Raw genomic sequence first — 16,059 nt, forward strand, 5'->3', positions numbered from 1 at the left:
GCGCGATGCGTCGGTGGCGTTTTTTTTCGGGCGGACGGAAAGCGGCCTCCGCCGTGCCGTGTCGGGCGTCAGTCCCGCGCGACGTCCTTCGCCGCCGGCGACGCGCCGTGGCTCAGCCAGTCGAGCACGTCGGCCGTCTCGTCGTCGCTCGCCCGTGCACGCGCCTGCGCGACGGCCTCCGGCAGCTCGCCGTTGGTCGATGCGCGACGGATCGCGACGCCGACCGCGAGAATGTCGATCATCAGCAGATGCAGGATCCGCGAGATCATCGACAGCTGCGATTCGCGCATTTCGATGTGGTCGGTCTCGAGCGCGACGGTCGCGCGCTTCGCGAGCGGCGTGTTGCTCGACGTGATCGCGATCACCTTCGCGCCGGCCTGCATCGCGACTTCGAGCACGCGCAGCAATTCCGGCGCGCGTCCCGACTTCGACACCGCGACGATCACGTCGCCCTTGCCGAGCAGCGCGGCCGATGCGGCCTGCATGTACAGGTCGCCGTACGCGATCGTCGGAATCCCGAAGCGGAAGAACTTGTAATGCGCGTCCTGCGCGACGATGTTCGAGTTGCCGAGCCCGTAGAACTCGATGCGCCGCGCGCCGTTCAGGATCTCGATCGCGTTCTCGACGTGCTCGAAGTTCAGGTGTTCGCGCAACTGCAGGATCGCGGACACCGTGTTGTCGAGCACCTTCGCGCCGAAGTCGGTGGCCGTGTCGCCGAGATGCACCTGGCTGTGGCTCATCGGAATCGTGCCGGTGAGGCCGGTCGCGAGCTTCAGCTTGAAGTCCGACAGCCCCTGGCAGCCGAGCGAGCGGCAGAAGCGGATCACCGTCGGCTGGCTCACGTCCGCCTTGCGTGCGATGTCGACGATCGGGTCGTTGATGATCGAGCGCGGATGGTTCAGCGCGAGATCGGCGACGCGGCGCTCGGCCGGCGTCAGCGCGTCGCGCATCTGGCGGATCCGCTCGAACACGGCCGACGATGCGCCGCCCGACCGGTTCGACAACTGCTCCGCGAGGATCGCCGACACGCCGAGGAATGCCGGATATTCGGCGGTGATCAGGTAGGTCGGGATGTTCTGGAGATACTGCGCGAAGCGGCCCTTCGCCTCGAAGCGCGCGCGGAACGACGAGCGCGTGAACAGTTCGCCGAGCTTCAGCGCGACGCCGCCGCCGATGTATACGCCGCCGAGCGCGCCGAGCGTCAGCGCGAGGCTGCCGGCGAACGAGCCGAGGATGCCGCAGAAGCATTCGACTGCCTCGAGCGCGAGATCGTCGCCCGCATGCGCGCGCTCGACGATCTCCGCCGTGTCGACGGTCGCGGCCACGCGCTTCTTGTCGCGCGCGGCGAGCGCGCGGTAGATGACCTCGATGCCGGGGCCCGCGCACACGCGTTCGAACGACACGTGCGGAAACTTCTTGCGCGCGTATTGCAGCACGAGATCCTCGCGCTCGTCCTGCGGCGCGAACGATGCGTGACCGCCTTCGCTGCCGAGCGCGATCCAGCGGTCGTCCGCGGGAATCAGGCCGGAGACGCCGAGCCCCGTGCCAGGCCCGAGCAGCCCGATCACGCTGTTCTGGCGGCGCGTGCCGCCGCCGATCTGCACGCGCTGCGCATCGGTCAGGCCCGGCAGCGCCATCGCGAGCGCGGTGAAGTCGTTCACGACGAGCAGCGTGTCGAAGCCGAGCGCGCGGCGCGTGGCCTCGATCGAGAAGCTCCAGTCGTGATTGGTCATCGTGACCTGGTCGCCGTCGACCGGGTTCGCGATCGCGATCGCCGCGTGGTTCACGCGGCTGATCTTCACGTCCTTCAGATACTTGCGGATCGCGTCGGTGAGCGTCGGATAGTCGGCGCCGGGGTAGACGCGGATCTGCGTGATCTCGCCGGGGCCGGTTTCCAGCGCGAAACGTGCGTTCGTGCCGCCGACGTCGGCGAGCAGGCGCGGGCCGTCGGCATGCTGGCCCGCGACGACAGCCTTACTTTGCGCACCAGTAGACATCGAGCTTGGTCCCCTTGTCGTTGGCCAGTTGGGAAATCGCGTTCTTCTGCAGCGATGCGGCCGCTGCGTCGAGCACCGCGCGTTTGCGTTCGCCCGCGATCAGCAGGAACAGCCGGTCGACGCGCTTGAGCGCATCGAGCGAGAAGCTCACCCGTGCATGCGGCGCGGCGCCGGGATGCACGGCGACGAAGCGCTCGGGCGTCGCGATCGCGTGGTCCCATTCGGGCGCGTCCGCGAAGATCGACGCGGTGTGGCCGTCCTCGCCCATGCCGAGCACGGCGACGGTCGGTACGCGGTAGTCGGCGTTCGCGTTGAGCGCGGCGACGTGCGCGTCGAGCGACACGCGCGTGTCGACGAGCGGCAGGAAGCGGGCAGGGGCCGCCGCGTGCTGCAGCAGCGTGTCGCGCACGAGGTGCGCGTTGCTGGCCGCATCGTTCTCCGGCACCCAGCGGTCGTCGACCAGCGTGACGTCGACGCCGGCCCAGTCGAGCGCCGCGTGCGACAGCGTTTGCAGGAACGGGCGCGGGCTCGTGCCGCCGGACACCGCGAGCGTCGGGCGCGCGGGGCCGCCGAGGGCGGCGCGCAGCGCATCGCCGACGGCGCGCGCGAGCGCTTCGCTTTGCGCTTCCTGGGTGTCGAAAGCGTGAATCTCGATCACATCTCCTCCGGACTGCTTTGTCTGTTCAATTCGTGCGAATCATGGGGCACGTTGCCGCGCGCTTGCGCGCACGACAACGGTTTGCATCAGTTTTCTTCTTCGAGCCAGCAGGTGCCGTGCTGCGCGAGCATCGCGCTCGCCGCGGCCGGCCCCCACGTGCCTGCCGCATACGGCTTCGGCGGCTTCAGCGAGCGGGCCCATTCGTTCAGGATCGGCTCGACCCAGCGCCACGCGGCTTCCTGCTCGTCGCGACGCACGAACAGCGCGAGGCGGCCGTTGATCACGTCGAGCAGGAGGCGCTGGTACGCCTCCATCTGCCCTTCCTTGAAGAAACGGTCGAATGCGAGGTCGAGGTGTACGCTTGCGAGGTTCATCCCTTCGCCGGGCTGCTTCGCGAGGCAGTACAGGCGAATCGTCTCGTTCGGCTGCAGCCGGATCACGAGGCGGTTCGAGCCGGCGCGCAGCGCGGTCGGCCCGAGGGCCGAGTGCGGCACCGGCCGGAAGTTGACGACGATCTCCGCGACGCGATCGGCGAGACGCTTGCCGGTGCGCAGGAAGAACGGCACGCCGGCCCAGCGCCAGTTCTCGATCTCGACCTTCAGCGCGACGAAGGTTTCGGTCGGGCTGTCCGGCTTCACGCCCGGCTCGGTCGCGTAGGCCGGCACCTGCGCGCCCTTGATCACGCCCGCATGATACTGGCCGCGCACCGCGACCTTGCCGATGTCGCGCGAATCGACGGGTTTCAGCGCGCGCAGCACGCGCAGCTTTTCGTCGCGCACCGAGTCGGAGTCCATCGAATGCGGCGGCTCCATGGCGACGATCGACAGCAGCTGCAGCAGGTGGTTCTGCACCATGTCGCGCAGCGCGCCCGTATTGTCGTAGAAATCGCCGCGCGCCTCGACGCCGAGCTCCTCGGCGATCGTGATCTGGATGCTCTCGACCCATTCGCGGCGCCACAGCGGCTCGAACAGCGCATTGCCGAAGCGCAGCGCGAGCAGGTTCTGCACCGGCTCCTTCCCGAGGTAGTGGTCGATCCGGTAGATCTGGTCTTCCGCGAAGATCTCGCCGACCGCGTCGTTGATCGCGTTCGACGAGCGCAGGTCGTAGCCGAGCGGCTTCTCGAGCACGATGCGCGCGCCTTCGTTCAGCCCGACCGACGCGAGCGCCTTGCAGATCGGCACGAACAGCGACGGCCCCGTCGCGAGATAGAACACGCGGATGCCGGGAAGCTGCGCGACCGCGTCGCGCAGCACGACGTAGTCCTCCGCGCGACCGAGGTCGAGCTTCACGTATTCGATGCGTTCGAGGAAGGATTTCCACGCGGTGTCGTCGAAGGCCTTGCCGGCCGCCTTCGCCGCGTGCGGCTTCACATGCGTGTCGACCCACTCGAGATAGCCGGCCCGATCCGATTCGTGCCGCGCGACGGCAACGATCCGGCCGCTTTCCGCGAGCATGTTGCCGCGGTGCGCTTCGAACAGCGCGGGCAGGATCTTGCGCATCGACAGGTCGCCGGTGCCGCCGAAAAGTACGAAGGTAAAGCTGGAATCGGTATGCATGTGTCTCCGCCGGTTGGGGTGCTGGGAAGCGATCCGTAGTGCGATAAAAATATTTTTGACACTGAATTGTAGTTTAACTACAATCCGCCGCAAGGGGTAGCACCTGGGTGAAGAAAAAAAGAAGTGCGGTCGATGAACTGCGCGAGCTTCGCCTTCGGGAACGCCTTGTGCCGAATGTTATCGGACATTGACGGTGCGCATCGTCCGCGCGCCGTCGCCCCCGGGCTCGCGCCGCGGCATCGCGGCGGGCCAGAAACACAAAGAGGAGACACGCCGTTGAATCTCGATTCACGCTTTCTGTAAGAGCCCGGCCGGTCATCGGCCCCGTACGCTGCATGCGTCCCGCGGCTCGATTTCCCCGTCGTTTATCAAGAAGCCGGTTCCCCGTCGGGGAACTTCACGAGTTGATTCAGTCTGGAGGAGATAAGTAATGAAAGTTCGCTCGATCATGGGCGCGCTCTGCGCCGCGGGTCTGATGGCTGGCGCCGTGGCGGCGCAGGCGGCCGAGAACGTAACCGTGCTGCACTGGTGGACCTCGGGCGGCGAGTCGAAGGCCGTCGGCGTGCTGAAGGACGACGTGCAGAAGCAGGGCTACGTGTGGAAGGACTTCGCGGTCGCGGGCGGCGCCGGCGCCGCGGCGATGACCGCGCTGAAGACCAAGGTGATCAGCGGCGACGCACCGTCGGCCGCGCAGATCAAGGGCCCGCTGATCCAGGACTGGGCCGACCAGGGCGTGCTCGTCAACATCGATTCCGCCGCTGGCGACTGGAAGCAGAACCTGCCGCCGGAAATCGACAAGATCATCAAGTACAAGGGCCACACCGTCGCCGCGCCGTTCTCGGTGCACCGCGTGAACTGGCTCTATATCAACAAGGCCGCGCTCGACAAGGTCGGCGCGAAGGTGCCGACCACCTGGCCGGAATTCTTCGCGGTCGCCGACAAGCTGAAGGCCGCGGGCATCCAGCCGGTCGCGATGGGCGGTCAGCCGTGGCAGGACCTGACGCTGTGGGAAGACGTCGTGCTGTCGCAGGGTGCGGCGTTCTACAAGAAGGCGCTGGTCGATCTCGACCAGGCGACGCTGACGTCGCCGCAGATGCTGTCCGTGTTCGACACGGTGCGCAAGATCCAGGGCTACTTCGATACCGGCCGCAACGGCCGCGACTGGAACCTCGCGACCGCGATGGTCATCAACGGCAAGGCCGGCATGCAGTTCATGGGCGACTGGGCGAAGGGCGAGTTCGAGAACGCCGGCAAGAAGGCGGGCAAGGACTACATCTGCGCGGCGGTCCCGGGTACGGCGAATTCGTACACGTTCAACGTCGACTCGTTCGTGTTCTTCCAGCAGAAGGGCCAGAAGGACGCGACGCCGGGCCAGGTCGCACTCGCGAAGACGATCATGACGCCGGGCTTCCAGGAGCAGTTCAGCCTGCTGAAGGGCTCGGTGCCGGTGCGCCTCGGCGTGAAGATGGACAAGTTCGACGACTGCGCGAAGAAGTCGTACGCCGACGAGCAGACCGCGATCAAGTCGGGCGGCTTCGTGCCGTCGCTCGCACACGGGATGGCGCAGGGCGATGCAACGGCCGGCGCGATCACCGACGTCGTGACGAAGTTCATGAACTCGCAGCAGGATTCGAAGAGCGCGGTCGCCGCGCTCGCGAAAGCCGCGAAGGTGAAGTAAAGCGCGACAGGCGCCCGGCCGGAAACGCTTCGTCGGCCGGGCGTTTTTGCAAGTGCAGCAAACGGGCTCGCCCGCGGGCCCGTGCCGTACCTGGCGCCGGCCCGGCCTGCGTCACCCTCGTTCCAGGAGTCGAATCAAGTGGCTGCCCCTCTTAGCGGAAACGGATCCGGCGCTGCCGCCGCACGGCGCACGTCGCCGATGTCGGCCTTCGCCGATCGCTGGATCCCGAAGCTCGTGCTCGCGCCGAGCCTCGCGATCGCCGTGGTGTTCATCTACGGCTTCATTCTGATTACCGGCTATCTGTCGCTGACCAACTCGCGGCTGTTGCCGAACTACGAATTCGACGGCTTCGGCCGTTACACGGACCTGTTCCAGAACGACGTGTGGTGGACCTCCGCCGCGAACCTCGGCTGGTTCGGGATTCCGTTCATCGCGATCTGCGTCGCGCTCGGGCTGTTCCTCGCGATCCTGCTCGACCAGCGGATCCGCAACGAAGGCGCGCTGCGCGCGATCTTCCTGTATCCGATGGCGCTGTCGTTCATCGTCACGGGCACCGCATGGCAGTGGATCCTGAACCCGGGCCTCGGCCTGGAGAAGGTGATGCACGACTGGGGCTGGACGAGCTTCTCGTTCGGCTGGCTCGACGATCCGGACAAGGCGATCTTCTGTATCGTGATCGCCGCCGTGTGGCAGTCGACCGGCTTCGTGATGGCGCTGTTCCTCGCTGGTTTGCGCGGTGTCGACGCCGAGATCTTCAAGGCCGCGCAGGTCGACGGCGCGACGCTGCCGACCATCTACCGCAAGATCGTGATCCCGAGCATGCGCCCGGTGTTCTTCTCGGTGCTGCTGATTCTCTGCCACATCACGATCAAGACCTTCGACCTGGTGGTCGCATTGACGGCGGGCGGCCCCGGCACGTCATCGTCGCTGCCGGCCATGTTCATGTACACGTTTTCGTTCAACCGCGGCCAGCTCGGGCTCGGCGCGGCGTCGTCGGTGATGATGCTCGCGACCGTGGTCGCCGTGCTGGTGCCGCTGATGTATATGGAATCGAGGAGCACCCGCAATGCAGCCTAAGATGACGATCAGCCGGGCAGTGATCTATGCGGCGCTGATCCTGTTCGCGCTGTATTTCCTGTTCCCGATCTACGTGATGCTGTCGACGTCCTTCAAGGATCTCGACCAGTTGCGCACCGGCAACCTGCTGACGCCGCCGACGCACTGGACCGTCGATCCGTGGGTGAAGGCGTGGAGCGGCGCGTGTACCGGCGTGCGCTGCGACGGCATGAAGCCGTTCTTCCTGAACTCGCTGCAGATGGTGATCCCGGCCGTGCTGATCTCGTCGCTGATCGGCGCGTTCAACGGCTACGTGCTCACGCACTGGCGCTTTCGCGGCGCGGATGCGCTGTTCACGATGATGCTGGTCGGCTGCTTCATTCCGTTCCAGGTGATCCTGCTGCCGATGGCGCGCCTGCAGGGGATGCTCGGCCTTGCCAACACGATTCCGGGCCTCGTGTTCGTGCACGTCGTGTATGGGATCGCGTTCACGACGATGTTCTTCCGCAACTTCTACGTGAGCGTGCCGGCCGAGCTCGTGAAGGCCGCGCGCATCGACGGCGCGGGCTTCTTCACGATCTTCACGAAGATCCTGCTGCCCGTGTCGCTGCCGATCTTCATGGTGTGCCTGATCTGGCAATTCACGCAGATCTGGAACGACTTCCTGTTCGGGATCGTGTTCTCCGGCGTCGACTCGATGCCGATCACGGTCGCGCTGAACAACCTCGTCAACACGTCGACGGGCGTGAAGGAGTACAACGTCGACATGGCCGGCGCGATCATCGCCGCGCTGCCGACGCTGCTCGTCTACGTGGTCGCCGGCCGCTACTTCGTGCGCGGGCTGACGGCGGGCGCGGTGAAGGGGTAAGCGCGGATTCATCCGATACGACGAACCGGCCGCGCACGACGCGCGGCGCATCGAAACGAACCCGACGCGGCGCCGCAGTGCGCCGCGCGAGACGAGACAGAGGATTCACAGCATGGCAAGCCTTTCCATCCGTGACGTGTACAAGACCTACCCGAACGGGGTGCCGGTCCTGAAGGGTGTCGACATCGAGATCGAGGACGGACAGTTCCTGATCCTGGTCGGCGGGTCGGGCTGCGGGAAGTCGACGCTGCTCAACATGATCGCCGGCCTCGAGACCGTGACGAGCGGCGAGATCTGCATCGACGGCAAGGTCGTGAACGACCTGTCGCCGAAGGATCGCGACATCGCGATGGTGTTCCAGTCGTACGCGCTGTATCCGTCGATGACGGTGCGCGAGAACATCTCGTTCGGCCTGAACATCCGCAAGGTGCCGAAGAGCGAGCAGCAGCAGATCGTCGAGCGCGTGTCGGCGATGCTGCAGATCCAGCATCTGCTCGACCGCAAGCCGGGCCAGCTGTCGGGCGGCCAGCGCCAGCGTGTCGCGATGGGCCGTGCGCTCGCGCGCGATCCGTCGCTGTTCCTGTTCGACGAACCGCTGTCGAACCTCGACGCGAAGCTGCGCATCGAGATGCGCGCGGAAATCAAGCTGCTGCACCAGCGCCTCGGCACCACGATCGTCTACGTGACGCACGACCAGATCGAGGCGATGACGCTCGGCGACCGGATCGCGGTGATGAAGGACGGTGTGGTCCAGCAGTTCGGCGCGCCGCAGGAAATCTATGATTCGCCGTCGAACCTGTTCGTCGCGGGCTTCATCGGCGCGCCGCCGATGAACTTCATCAACGGCAAGCTGGTCGAGCAGGGCAGCGGGATCGCGCTCGAGATCGACACGGGCCTCGCGCGTGGCGCGCTGAACCTGCCGTTCGACGCGAAGCGGATGAACGGCCACGTCGGCCGCGAGGTGATTCTCGGTCTGCGTCCGGAGCGCATCACCGACGTGCGCAACGCACACCACGGCGAGACGTCGCAGCTGCAGCCGATCGACGTGCGCGTCGACGTGACGGAGCCGACCGGGCCGGACACGCACGTGTTCGCGCAGGTCAACGGCAAGCGGATCGTGAGCCGCGTGCATCCGGCCGCGAATCCGCAGCCGGGGCAGACGCAGTCGCTGCTGTTCGACGTGTCGAAGGCGGTGCTGTTCGATCCGGCGTCGGAAGAGCGGATCGCGTGAGGCGAACGGATTCGAGGCATCGACGACGCGATCCGGATCGTATTCGATTCGGATGCCCGTCGATCGCCCCGTCTCACGAGATGTTCTTGAATTCAGTGCAGAGGTCATCTTCAGCCCGCCGCATAGTGGCCGGCGGGCGGCAGTCATGGACTGGGCAGTGACAAGAAATACGAACCGATCGCATGCAGTACCGGCATGAACAGAAGGCACGCGAAGACGGTCGGAAAATAAAACCTCGAGCGGCGTATGGTGGAAAAAAGGCCGGCCACTGCGACGATCAGACAGACTGTCGCGAGTGCGCCGAACAGATCGCTATCCGCGACTATCGAAAATAGCGCACGCATCTTTACTCCACGGCTTATCGATTGAACGCAGCGAAATTCCAGCGATACAGCTGGAACTGCCTCAGGAAGTCTTTGACTTCGGCGCCCGTTGTCTCGTTTCTGTAGTCCCATCCGTCTTCACTGGGCGCGTAGTGTCCGTTTTCGACCCCCATGCCTGCGTAGCTGGCGCTTTGGGGGTCTGCACGGTTCCGGCCGAATATCCGCATGATCGTCGTGAATGGGCGTACGATTACGCCGCTCGAATTGCCCTGCATGATCGAAATGGACGAAGGTGAAGAACTTGTGACCAATTGGACATGATGTCCGATACCTGCGCGATCATTGGCCTGTACAAGCATATCCCCGGGCAGGAGCGACTCCGGTGTCTGAAGTCGCGAGGTATTTGAATCCGTGCGTTGCATGTCTGGTGCGCCGAAGGTCAACGACACCATATCGGCGAAACCGTACATCGTCGAATCGTATCGCTGGTGCTCGGATTCACCGTAGATTTCCATGTTCCGATAACTTCGTACGCCGGTTGTCAGCTTCAGGGGCAATCCTTGCAATGCGGCAAACTGGATAAGCAGCCGCAACGCGAAATCTTCACACGTAAATTGATTCACGCGCGCGCTGCCGTTGCGATCCCAGTACATTTCCGTTTGGAGTTGCCTCGCCAGTTGCGGGGCGGCAAGGTGGTATTCGTCGATGTCAGCGTCGGTCCATTTACGAACTGTTTTCCAGAATGTCTTGAATCGGGCAGTGACAGGTTTCGGTGACGTATCGCTCGTTGGCGTGGTTTTTCGCGTCGCGATCCGTTTGTACCGATTGCCTACAGGAGAAACGTGGATGTGTTCCGGCATGGCTATTCCGCGAGATAGATCGTGATGTTTTCGGCATGCGGCGCGGACGTGAGCATGTGAGTTTGTCCATATGCGTCCGTTCGGCCGTATTCGAATGCTCCCGTGTCGCGCTGTAACGCATAAGCGACGTTGCTTAGCGGATTGCCAGCAGCGTCCCGAAAGACGAAGCGGTCGTCAAAGGTGGAGGATGCAGTTGCCGTAACCGCCTGCGTTGCGGCGAGCCCAGATTCCGATCCGGTATCGCAATTCCGAGTGTCAATTTTCCATTTGCGTCCATATCGGGAAATGATGCGAGGAGAGCGATCACAGCGACATCGGACCCAATCGCCGCTCAAGGCTTGAACTCTCCCTGCGGAAGTGAAGTCACGCATTCGCTTCTTGTTCGGGGCGCCGGGCGCTGCTTCAATCGTTCCGAAGCTTTCGCAACTGCTGCACCACGCGCGTTGTCCGACGAATGTGATTTTCCGACGCTTGCCGTCTTCTCCCACGATCGTTCCACATTTACCTCCGTCCAGTACGTAGCCGCCGCTGTCCAGCGGATCGTCTTCAACTACCGCAAAAAAAATGGTCATGCCGTGTCACTCGTTTGCACTTGTCGAGCAGAACGTAGCATGGAGTACTGAGTATTGAAATGGGAATGCAAAAAACTGTGTCTGATAAATCGCTCGGTTTCGAATCAATGGCGTGCAACAACAAGGAGGTGTTCCAACCATCCCTTGTGTTTCAAGCGATGCTTGAATTCAGTGCGGCAACCGCACGTCGAACTTGAACGTCGCGAGCCGCGCGACGAGGATGAAGCCGGTCGCGAGCAGCACGCTGTACACCGAATCGAACTGAAGCCACGCGAGCAGCAGGTAGAACCAGCAGCCGATGAACGCGCAGGTCGCGTACGGCCGCGAATCGCGCAGGATCAGCGGGATGTCGTTGCACAACACGTCGCGGATGATCCCGCCGACCACGCCCGTGATCACGCCCATCATCACCGCGATGAAGCGCGGCATCTCGGCATCGAGCGCGATCGCGGTACCGGAGATGCTGAAGATGCCGAGCCCGATCGCGTCGGCCACCAGCAGCAGCCGCTCGGCCGACAGCCGCGACAGCATCCGCAGCACGAACGGCGCGAACAGCGCGAGCACGAAGATCGCGATCACGTAGTCGTCGTGCACGACCCAGTAGAACGGCCGGCGCTCGAGCAGGATGTCGCGCAGCGTGCCGCCGCCGAACGCGGTGGCGAGCGCGACGACGAACGTGCCGACCGAGTCGAGCCGGTTCTTGCGTGCCTCGATGAAACCCGAGATCGCGAACGCCAGCGTCGCGATCGCTTCCAGTACCGCGATCGCGAGCGTCAGCCTAGGATGCGGCACGCGGCCCCCGATCGGCGGGCGCCGCGAGCGGCTGCAGCAGCACGAGCACCGCGCCCGCGCCGCCGTCGTGGCTGCGCGCCTCGCAGAACGCGATCACTTCTTCCTTCTGCACGAGCCATGCGCGCACCTTGCCCTTCAGCACGGGTTCCTTGCCGATCGAGCCGAGCCCCTTGCCGTGAATCACGCGCAGGCACCGCAGCCCCTTCTTGCCGGCCTCGCGGATGAATTCCGCGAGCGCGTCGCGCGCTTCGTCGCGCCGCATCCCGTGCAGGTCGAGCTGCGCCTGCACGATCCATGCGCCGCTCCTCAGCTTGCGCACGACGTCGCGGCTGATGCCGGGGCGGTGGTAATACAGCGATTCGTCGCTGTCGAGCAGCGTCTCGGGATCGAATTCGTCGGACAGCGTCGCATTCAGCACGTCTTCCTCGTCGCGCCGAGTCTGCTTCGGCACCGGGTCGGGCGGCGTGCGGCCGGACTTCGCGCGCGGCGGCGCGTTCAGCGGCCGGATCGCGCCGATTTCGTTGCGGAACAGGTTCGCGTCGGCCTCGGCCTGACGGGCGGCCTTCGCGGTTTCGACGCGGGTGCGCTCGCGGCGGTCGGCTTCGCCTTGCAGCGACTTGCGCAACGCGCCGAGGCCGGCCAGACCCTGGCCGCGCAGCGCGGCTGCGTCGGGCGCGGGCGGCGGCGCGGCGGGCGCGGGGTTCGACGGACGGGCGGCGATCTGCCGCTTCGCGGGATCGCTCGGATGGGGCTGGTTCTTTGCCATGATTCGGTAACCGGGCAGGCGCGTTCGGACGCGCGGGCACAAAAAAGCCGCTGCACGGCGGCAGCGGCTTTCCGGTCGAGCCCGCTTCGCGGCAGCGGACGCCATTGTAGCGCCCGGCGCGCGAAGGCCTGACGCTTACTTCTTGTCGTGCAGGCTTTCGAGGTAGCGCTGCGCGTCGAGCGCGGCCATGCAGCCCGTGCCGGCGCTCGTGATCGCCTGGCGATACACGTTGTCCTGCACGTCGCCGGCGGCGAACACGCCCGGCACGCTGGTCGACGTCGCGTTGCCTTGCAGGCCGCTCTTCGTCAGGATGTAGCCGTCCTTCATCTCGAGCTGGCCCTGGAACAGGTCGGTATTCGGCTTGTGGCCGATCGCGACGAACACGCCCTGCACGGTGAGGTCCTGCTTCTCGCCGGTCTTCACGTTCTTGATGCGCAGGCCCGTCACGCCCGATTCCTCGCCCGTCACCTCGTCGAGCACGTGATCCCACTTGATGTCGACGACGCCTTCCTTTTCCTTCTCCAGCAGACGGTCGATCAGGATCGGCTCGGCGCGGAACTTGTCGCGGCGGTGGATCACCGTGACCTTCTTCGCGATGCCCGTCAGGTAGAGTGCTTCCTCGACGGCCGTGTTGCCGCCGCCGATCACCGCGACTTCCTGGTTGCGATAGAAGAAACCGTCGCAGGTCGCGCAGGCCGACACGCCCTTGCCCATGAATGCTTCCTCGGAAGCCAGGCCGAGATACTGCGCGGACGCGCCGGTCGCGATGATCAGCGAGTCGCACGTGTATTCGCCCGAGTCGCCGATCAGCCGGATCGGCTTTTCGTGCAGTTTCGCGGTGTGGATGTGGTCGAATACGATTTCGGTGTTGAAACGCTCGGCGTGCTCCTGGAAGCGCGCCATCAGTTCCGGGCCTTGCACGCCCTTCGCGTCCGCCGGCCAGTTTTCGACGTCGGTCGTGGTCATCAGCTGGCCGCCCTGCGCGATGCCGGTGATCAGCACCGGGGACAGGTTGGCGCGTGCCGCGTAGACGGCAGCCGTGTAGCCGGCGGGGCCGGAACCGAGAATCAGGACTTTGGCGTGTTTGGGCGTGGACATGTGCGAATCCGTAAAAGGCGGCCGCGGCGGGCGGGGTAGGCCCGCCGTACGATCCGGGTTGACCGGGATGCCGTCATAGATGGGTATCAGACGCGCATTATAAAGGCCCCGTTGCTGCGCTGCCGAACGAGAGTTTCAATCGTGGCGATAGCATTGCCCGGCGGTCGCTTCGGCGCCCCGGCCCTCTTATGTAACCGTCATTTACACTTGACGCCCCGGTGCAGCGTTTACAATAAGCGCGATCGAACGACAGGCGGGCGCGCGGCCCGTCCTCTTTATACGGATTCATGGCAAAAGCTCCTTATTCCGCCCAGGCACAGGCGTTGCCGCACCGGATGTCGAAGCTCCTCACGGAGATCCGCTGGATTCTCCAGGTCGCGCTCTGCGCTTTTCTGGTGATGGCCCTGTTGAGCTACAGCCGGCGCGATCCGAGCTGGACGCACGCCGCGCAGGTGGACCACATCTCGAACTGGGCCGGCCGCGTCGGTGCATGGACGGCCGACATCATCCTGCTGCTGTTCGGCCTGTCGGCCTACTGGCTGATCGTGCCGCTCGGGCGGCGCATCGCGGTCAACTACCGGCGCATCACGCGTCACGAGGCGGTCGCCGACGAACCGGAGCGGCCGATCGGCTGGCTCACCGAGATCTTCGCGTTCGTGCTCGTCGTGCTGGCGTGCGACGGCATCGAGGCGCTGCGGATGTGGTCGCTGAAGGTGCAGCTGCCGCGCGCGCCGGGCGGCGTGATCGGCGAGGCCGTCGCGGGTGCGATGTCGCATGCGTTCGGCTTCACCGGCGGCACGCTGCTGCTCCTGATCCTGCTCGCGATCGGCCTGTCGCTGTATTTCCGCTTCTCGTGGCTGTCGGTCGCCGAGCGCGTCGGCGGCGCGATCCTGTCCGCCGTCAACGTCGCGAAGCTGCGCCGCGAGGCCGAACGCGACCGCAAGCTCGGCGAGGCCGCGGCCGTGCGCCGCGAAGGGAAGGTCGAAGAGGAGCGCGTGCGCATCGAGGATCACGAGCCCGTGACGATCGTGCCGCCGGTCGTCACGCCGGCGAAGTCCGAGCGCGTCGAGCGCGAGCGCCAGGTGCCGCTGTTCACCGACCTGCCGGGCGATTCGACGCTGCCGCCGGTGTCGCTGCTCGATCCCGCGCCGAAGACGCAGGAAGCGATTTCGGCCGATACGCTCGAATTCACGTCGCGCCTGATCGAGAAGAAGCTGAAGGACTTCGGTGTCGAGGCGAGCGTCGTCGCAGCGTATCCGGGCCCGGTCGTCACGCGCTACGAGATCGAGCCGGCCACCGGCGTGAAGGGCAGCCAGATCGTCAATCTCGCGAAGGATCTCGCGCGTTCGCTGTCGCTCGTGTCGATCCGCGTGGTCGAGACGATCCCGGGCAAGAACTACATGGCGCTCGAGTTGCCGAACCAGCGCCGCCAGACGGTCCACCTGTCCGAGATCATCGGCTCGGAAGTCTATGCGGCCGCGTCGTCGGCGCTGACGCTGAGCCTCGGCAAGGACATCGGCGGCAAGCCGGTGTGCGCGGATCTCGCGAAGATGCCGCACTTGCTGGTCGCCGGCACGACGGGTTCGGGCAAGTCGGTCGGGATCAACGCGATGATCCTGTCGCTGCTCTACAAGGCCACCGCGGAGCAGGTGCGTCTGATCCTGATCGATCCGAAGATGCTCGAAATGAGCGTCTACGAAGGCATTCCGCACCTGCTGTGCCCGGTCGTCACCGACATGCGCCAGGCCGGCCATGCGCTGAACTGGACCGTCGCGGAGATGGAGCGCCGCTACAAGCTGATGAGCAAGCTCGGCGTGCGCAACCTCGCGGGCTACAACAACAAGATCGACGAAGCGGCGAAGCGCGAGGAAAAGATCCCGAATCCGTTCAGCCTGACGCCGGATGATCCCGAACCGCTCGGCCGCCTGCCGAACATCGTCGTCGTGATCGACGAGCTGGCCGACCTGATGATGGTCGTCGGCAAGAAGGTCGAGGAGCTGATCGCGCGGATCGCGCAGAAGGCGCGCGCGGCCGGCATCCACCTGATCCTCGCGACGCAGCGTCCGTCCGTCGACGTGATCACCGGCCTGATCAAGGCGAACGTGCCGACGCGGATCGCGTTCCAGGTGTCGTCGAAGATCGACTCGCGCACGATTCTCGACCAGATGGGCGCCGAATCGCTGCTCGGGATGGGCGACATGCTGTACCTGCCGCCGGGCACCGGGCTGCCGGTGCGCGTGCACGGCGCGTTCGTCGCCGACGACGAAGTGCATCGCGTCGTCGACAAGCTCAAGGAGCAGGGCGAGCCGAACTACGTCGAAGGGCTGCTCGAGGGCGGCACCGTCGACGGCGACGAGGGTTCGGCCGGCGCGGGAACCGGCGAAGGCGGCGGCGAGTCTGATCCGTTGTACGACCAGGCGGTCGAGATCGTCATCAAGAACCGCCGCGCGTCGATTTCGCTCGTGCAGCGCCATTTGCGGATCGGCTACAACCGCGCGGCGCGGCTGCTCGAACAGATGGAACAGTCGGGGCTCGTGTCGGCGATGTCGTCGAGCGGCAACCGCGAAATTCTTGTGCCGGCGCGCGACGCGGAATGAGTCCGCG

At 65.3% G+C, this 16,059-nt stretch carries 13 protein-coding genes; 5 read left to right on the forward strand and 8 right to left on the reverse strand.

What is annotated here, in order from left to right; all coding sequences use genetic code 11:
* Window positions 1-68: 68 nt before the first annotated feature.
* From WS46_RS13120 to zwf, 3 genes are all read right to left on the reverse strand, one after another.
* Window positions 69-1,997: a bifunctional transcriptional regulator/glucokinase gene (locus tag WS46_RS13120; RefSeq protein ID WP_059690778.1), complete on the reverse strand. Its 1,929-nt coding sequence runs from the start codon at window positions 1,995-1,997 to the stop codon at window positions 69-71.
* Entirely contained in the window at window positions 1,975-2,655 is a 681-nt protein-coding gene (pgl, locus tag WS46_RS13125; RefSeq protein WP_059690779.1) for a 6-phosphogluconolactonase, read from the reverse strand. Before pgl ends, WS46_RS13120 begins: the two co-directional genes overlap by 23 nt.
* An 86-nt stretch (window positions 2,656-2,741) precedes the next feature.
* Window positions 2,742-4,211, reverse strand: coding sequence for a glucose-6-phosphate dehydrogenase (gene zwf / locus WS46_RS13130; protein WP_059530188.1), 1,470 nt, complete (start codon window positions 4,209-4,211; stop codon window positions 2,742-2,744).
* Window positions 4,212-4,641: 430 nt separating this feature from the next.
* On the opposite strand from zwf, the gene WS46_RS13135 reads away from it, so the two are divergent.
* The 4 genes from WS46_RS13135 to WS46_RS13150 all read left to right on the forward strand — a co-directional run bounded on the left by WS46_RS13135 (window position 4,642) and on the right by WS46_RS13150 (window position 9,044).
* The gene (locus tag WS46_RS13135) at window positions 4,642-5,889 is read left to right on the forward strand and encodes an ABC transporter substrate-binding protein (RefSeq protein WP_059530186.1); all 1,248 of its coding nucleotides are present in this window, start codon (window positions 4,642-4,644) and stop codon (window positions 5,887-5,889) included.
* Between the two features lie 138 nt (window positions 5,890-6,027).
* On the forward strand, window positions 6,028-6,966 hold the full coding sequence (locus WS46_RS13140; protein WP_059509685.1) for a carbohydrate ABC transporter permease: 939 nt from the start codon (window positions 6,028-6,030) through the stop codon (window positions 6,964-6,966).
* Entirely contained in the window at window positions 6,956-7,813 is an 858-nt protein-coding gene (locus WS46_RS13145) for a carbohydrate ABC transporter permease (protein ID WP_059448153.1), read from the forward strand. The genes WS46_RS13140 and WS46_RS13145 overlap by 11 nt, the downstream gene beginning before the upstream one ends.
* 112 nt (window positions 7,814-7,925) lie before the next feature.
* Window positions 7,926-9,044, forward strand: coding sequence for an ABC transporter ATP-binding protein (locus WS46_RS13150; protein ID WP_059530181.1), 1,119 nt, complete (start codon window positions 7,926-7,928; stop codon window positions 9,042-9,044).
* 358 nt (window positions 9,045-9,402) lie between these two features.
* Here WS46_RS13150 and WS46_RS13160 read toward each other — a convergent pair whose 3' ends face one another.
* The 5 genes from WS46_RS13160 to trxB form a co-directional block, all read right to left on the reverse strand.
* A complete protein-coding gene (locus WS46_RS13160) occupies window positions 9,403-10,227 on the reverse strand; it encodes a hypothetical protein (RefSeq protein WP_082721878.1) in 825 nt (274 codons plus the stop codon).
* 2 nt (window positions 10,228-10,229) lie between these two features.
* Window positions 10,230-10,799 (reverse strand): hypothetical protein, encoded by a 570-nt coding sequence (locus tag WS46_RS35290; RefSeq protein WP_156437098.1) that lies wholly within the window; start codon window positions 10,797-10,799, stop codon window positions 10,230-10,232.
* A gap of 168 nt (window positions 10,800-10,967) precedes the next feature.
* A complete protein-coding gene (locus WS46_RS13165; protein WP_059530178.1) occupies window positions 10,968-11,591 on the reverse strand; it encodes a trimeric intracellular cation channel family protein in 624 nt (207 codons plus the stop codon).
* Entirely contained in the window at window positions 11,578-12,357 is a 780-nt protein-coding gene (locus tag WS46_RS13170; protein ID WP_059690782.1) for a Smr/MutS family protein, read from the reverse strand. Before WS46_RS13170 ends, WS46_RS13165 begins: the two co-directional genes overlap by 14 nt.
* Window positions 12,358-12,492: 135 nt before the next feature.
* Entirely contained in the window at window positions 12,493-13,455 is a 963-nt protein-coding gene (gene trxB, locus WS46_RS13175) for a thioredoxin-disulfide reductase (protein ID WP_059690783.1), read from the reverse strand.
* 287 nt (window positions 13,456-13,742) lie between these two features.
* Here trxB and WS46_RS13180 point away from each other — a divergent pair, with 287 nt between their 5' ends.
* Window positions 13,743-16,052, forward strand: a complete 2,310-nt coding sequence (locus WS46_RS13180; protein WP_059530170.1) for a DNA translocase FtsK — start codon at window positions 13,743-13,745, stop codon at window positions 16,050-16,052.
* Window positions 16,053-16,059 lie beyond the last annotated feature (7 nt).

The organism is Burkholderia sp. RF4-BP95 (assembly GCF_001521985.1).
Classification (GTDB): Bacteria; Pseudomonadota; Gammaproteobacteria; order Burkholderiales; family Burkholderiaceae; genus Burkholderia; species Burkholderia diffusa.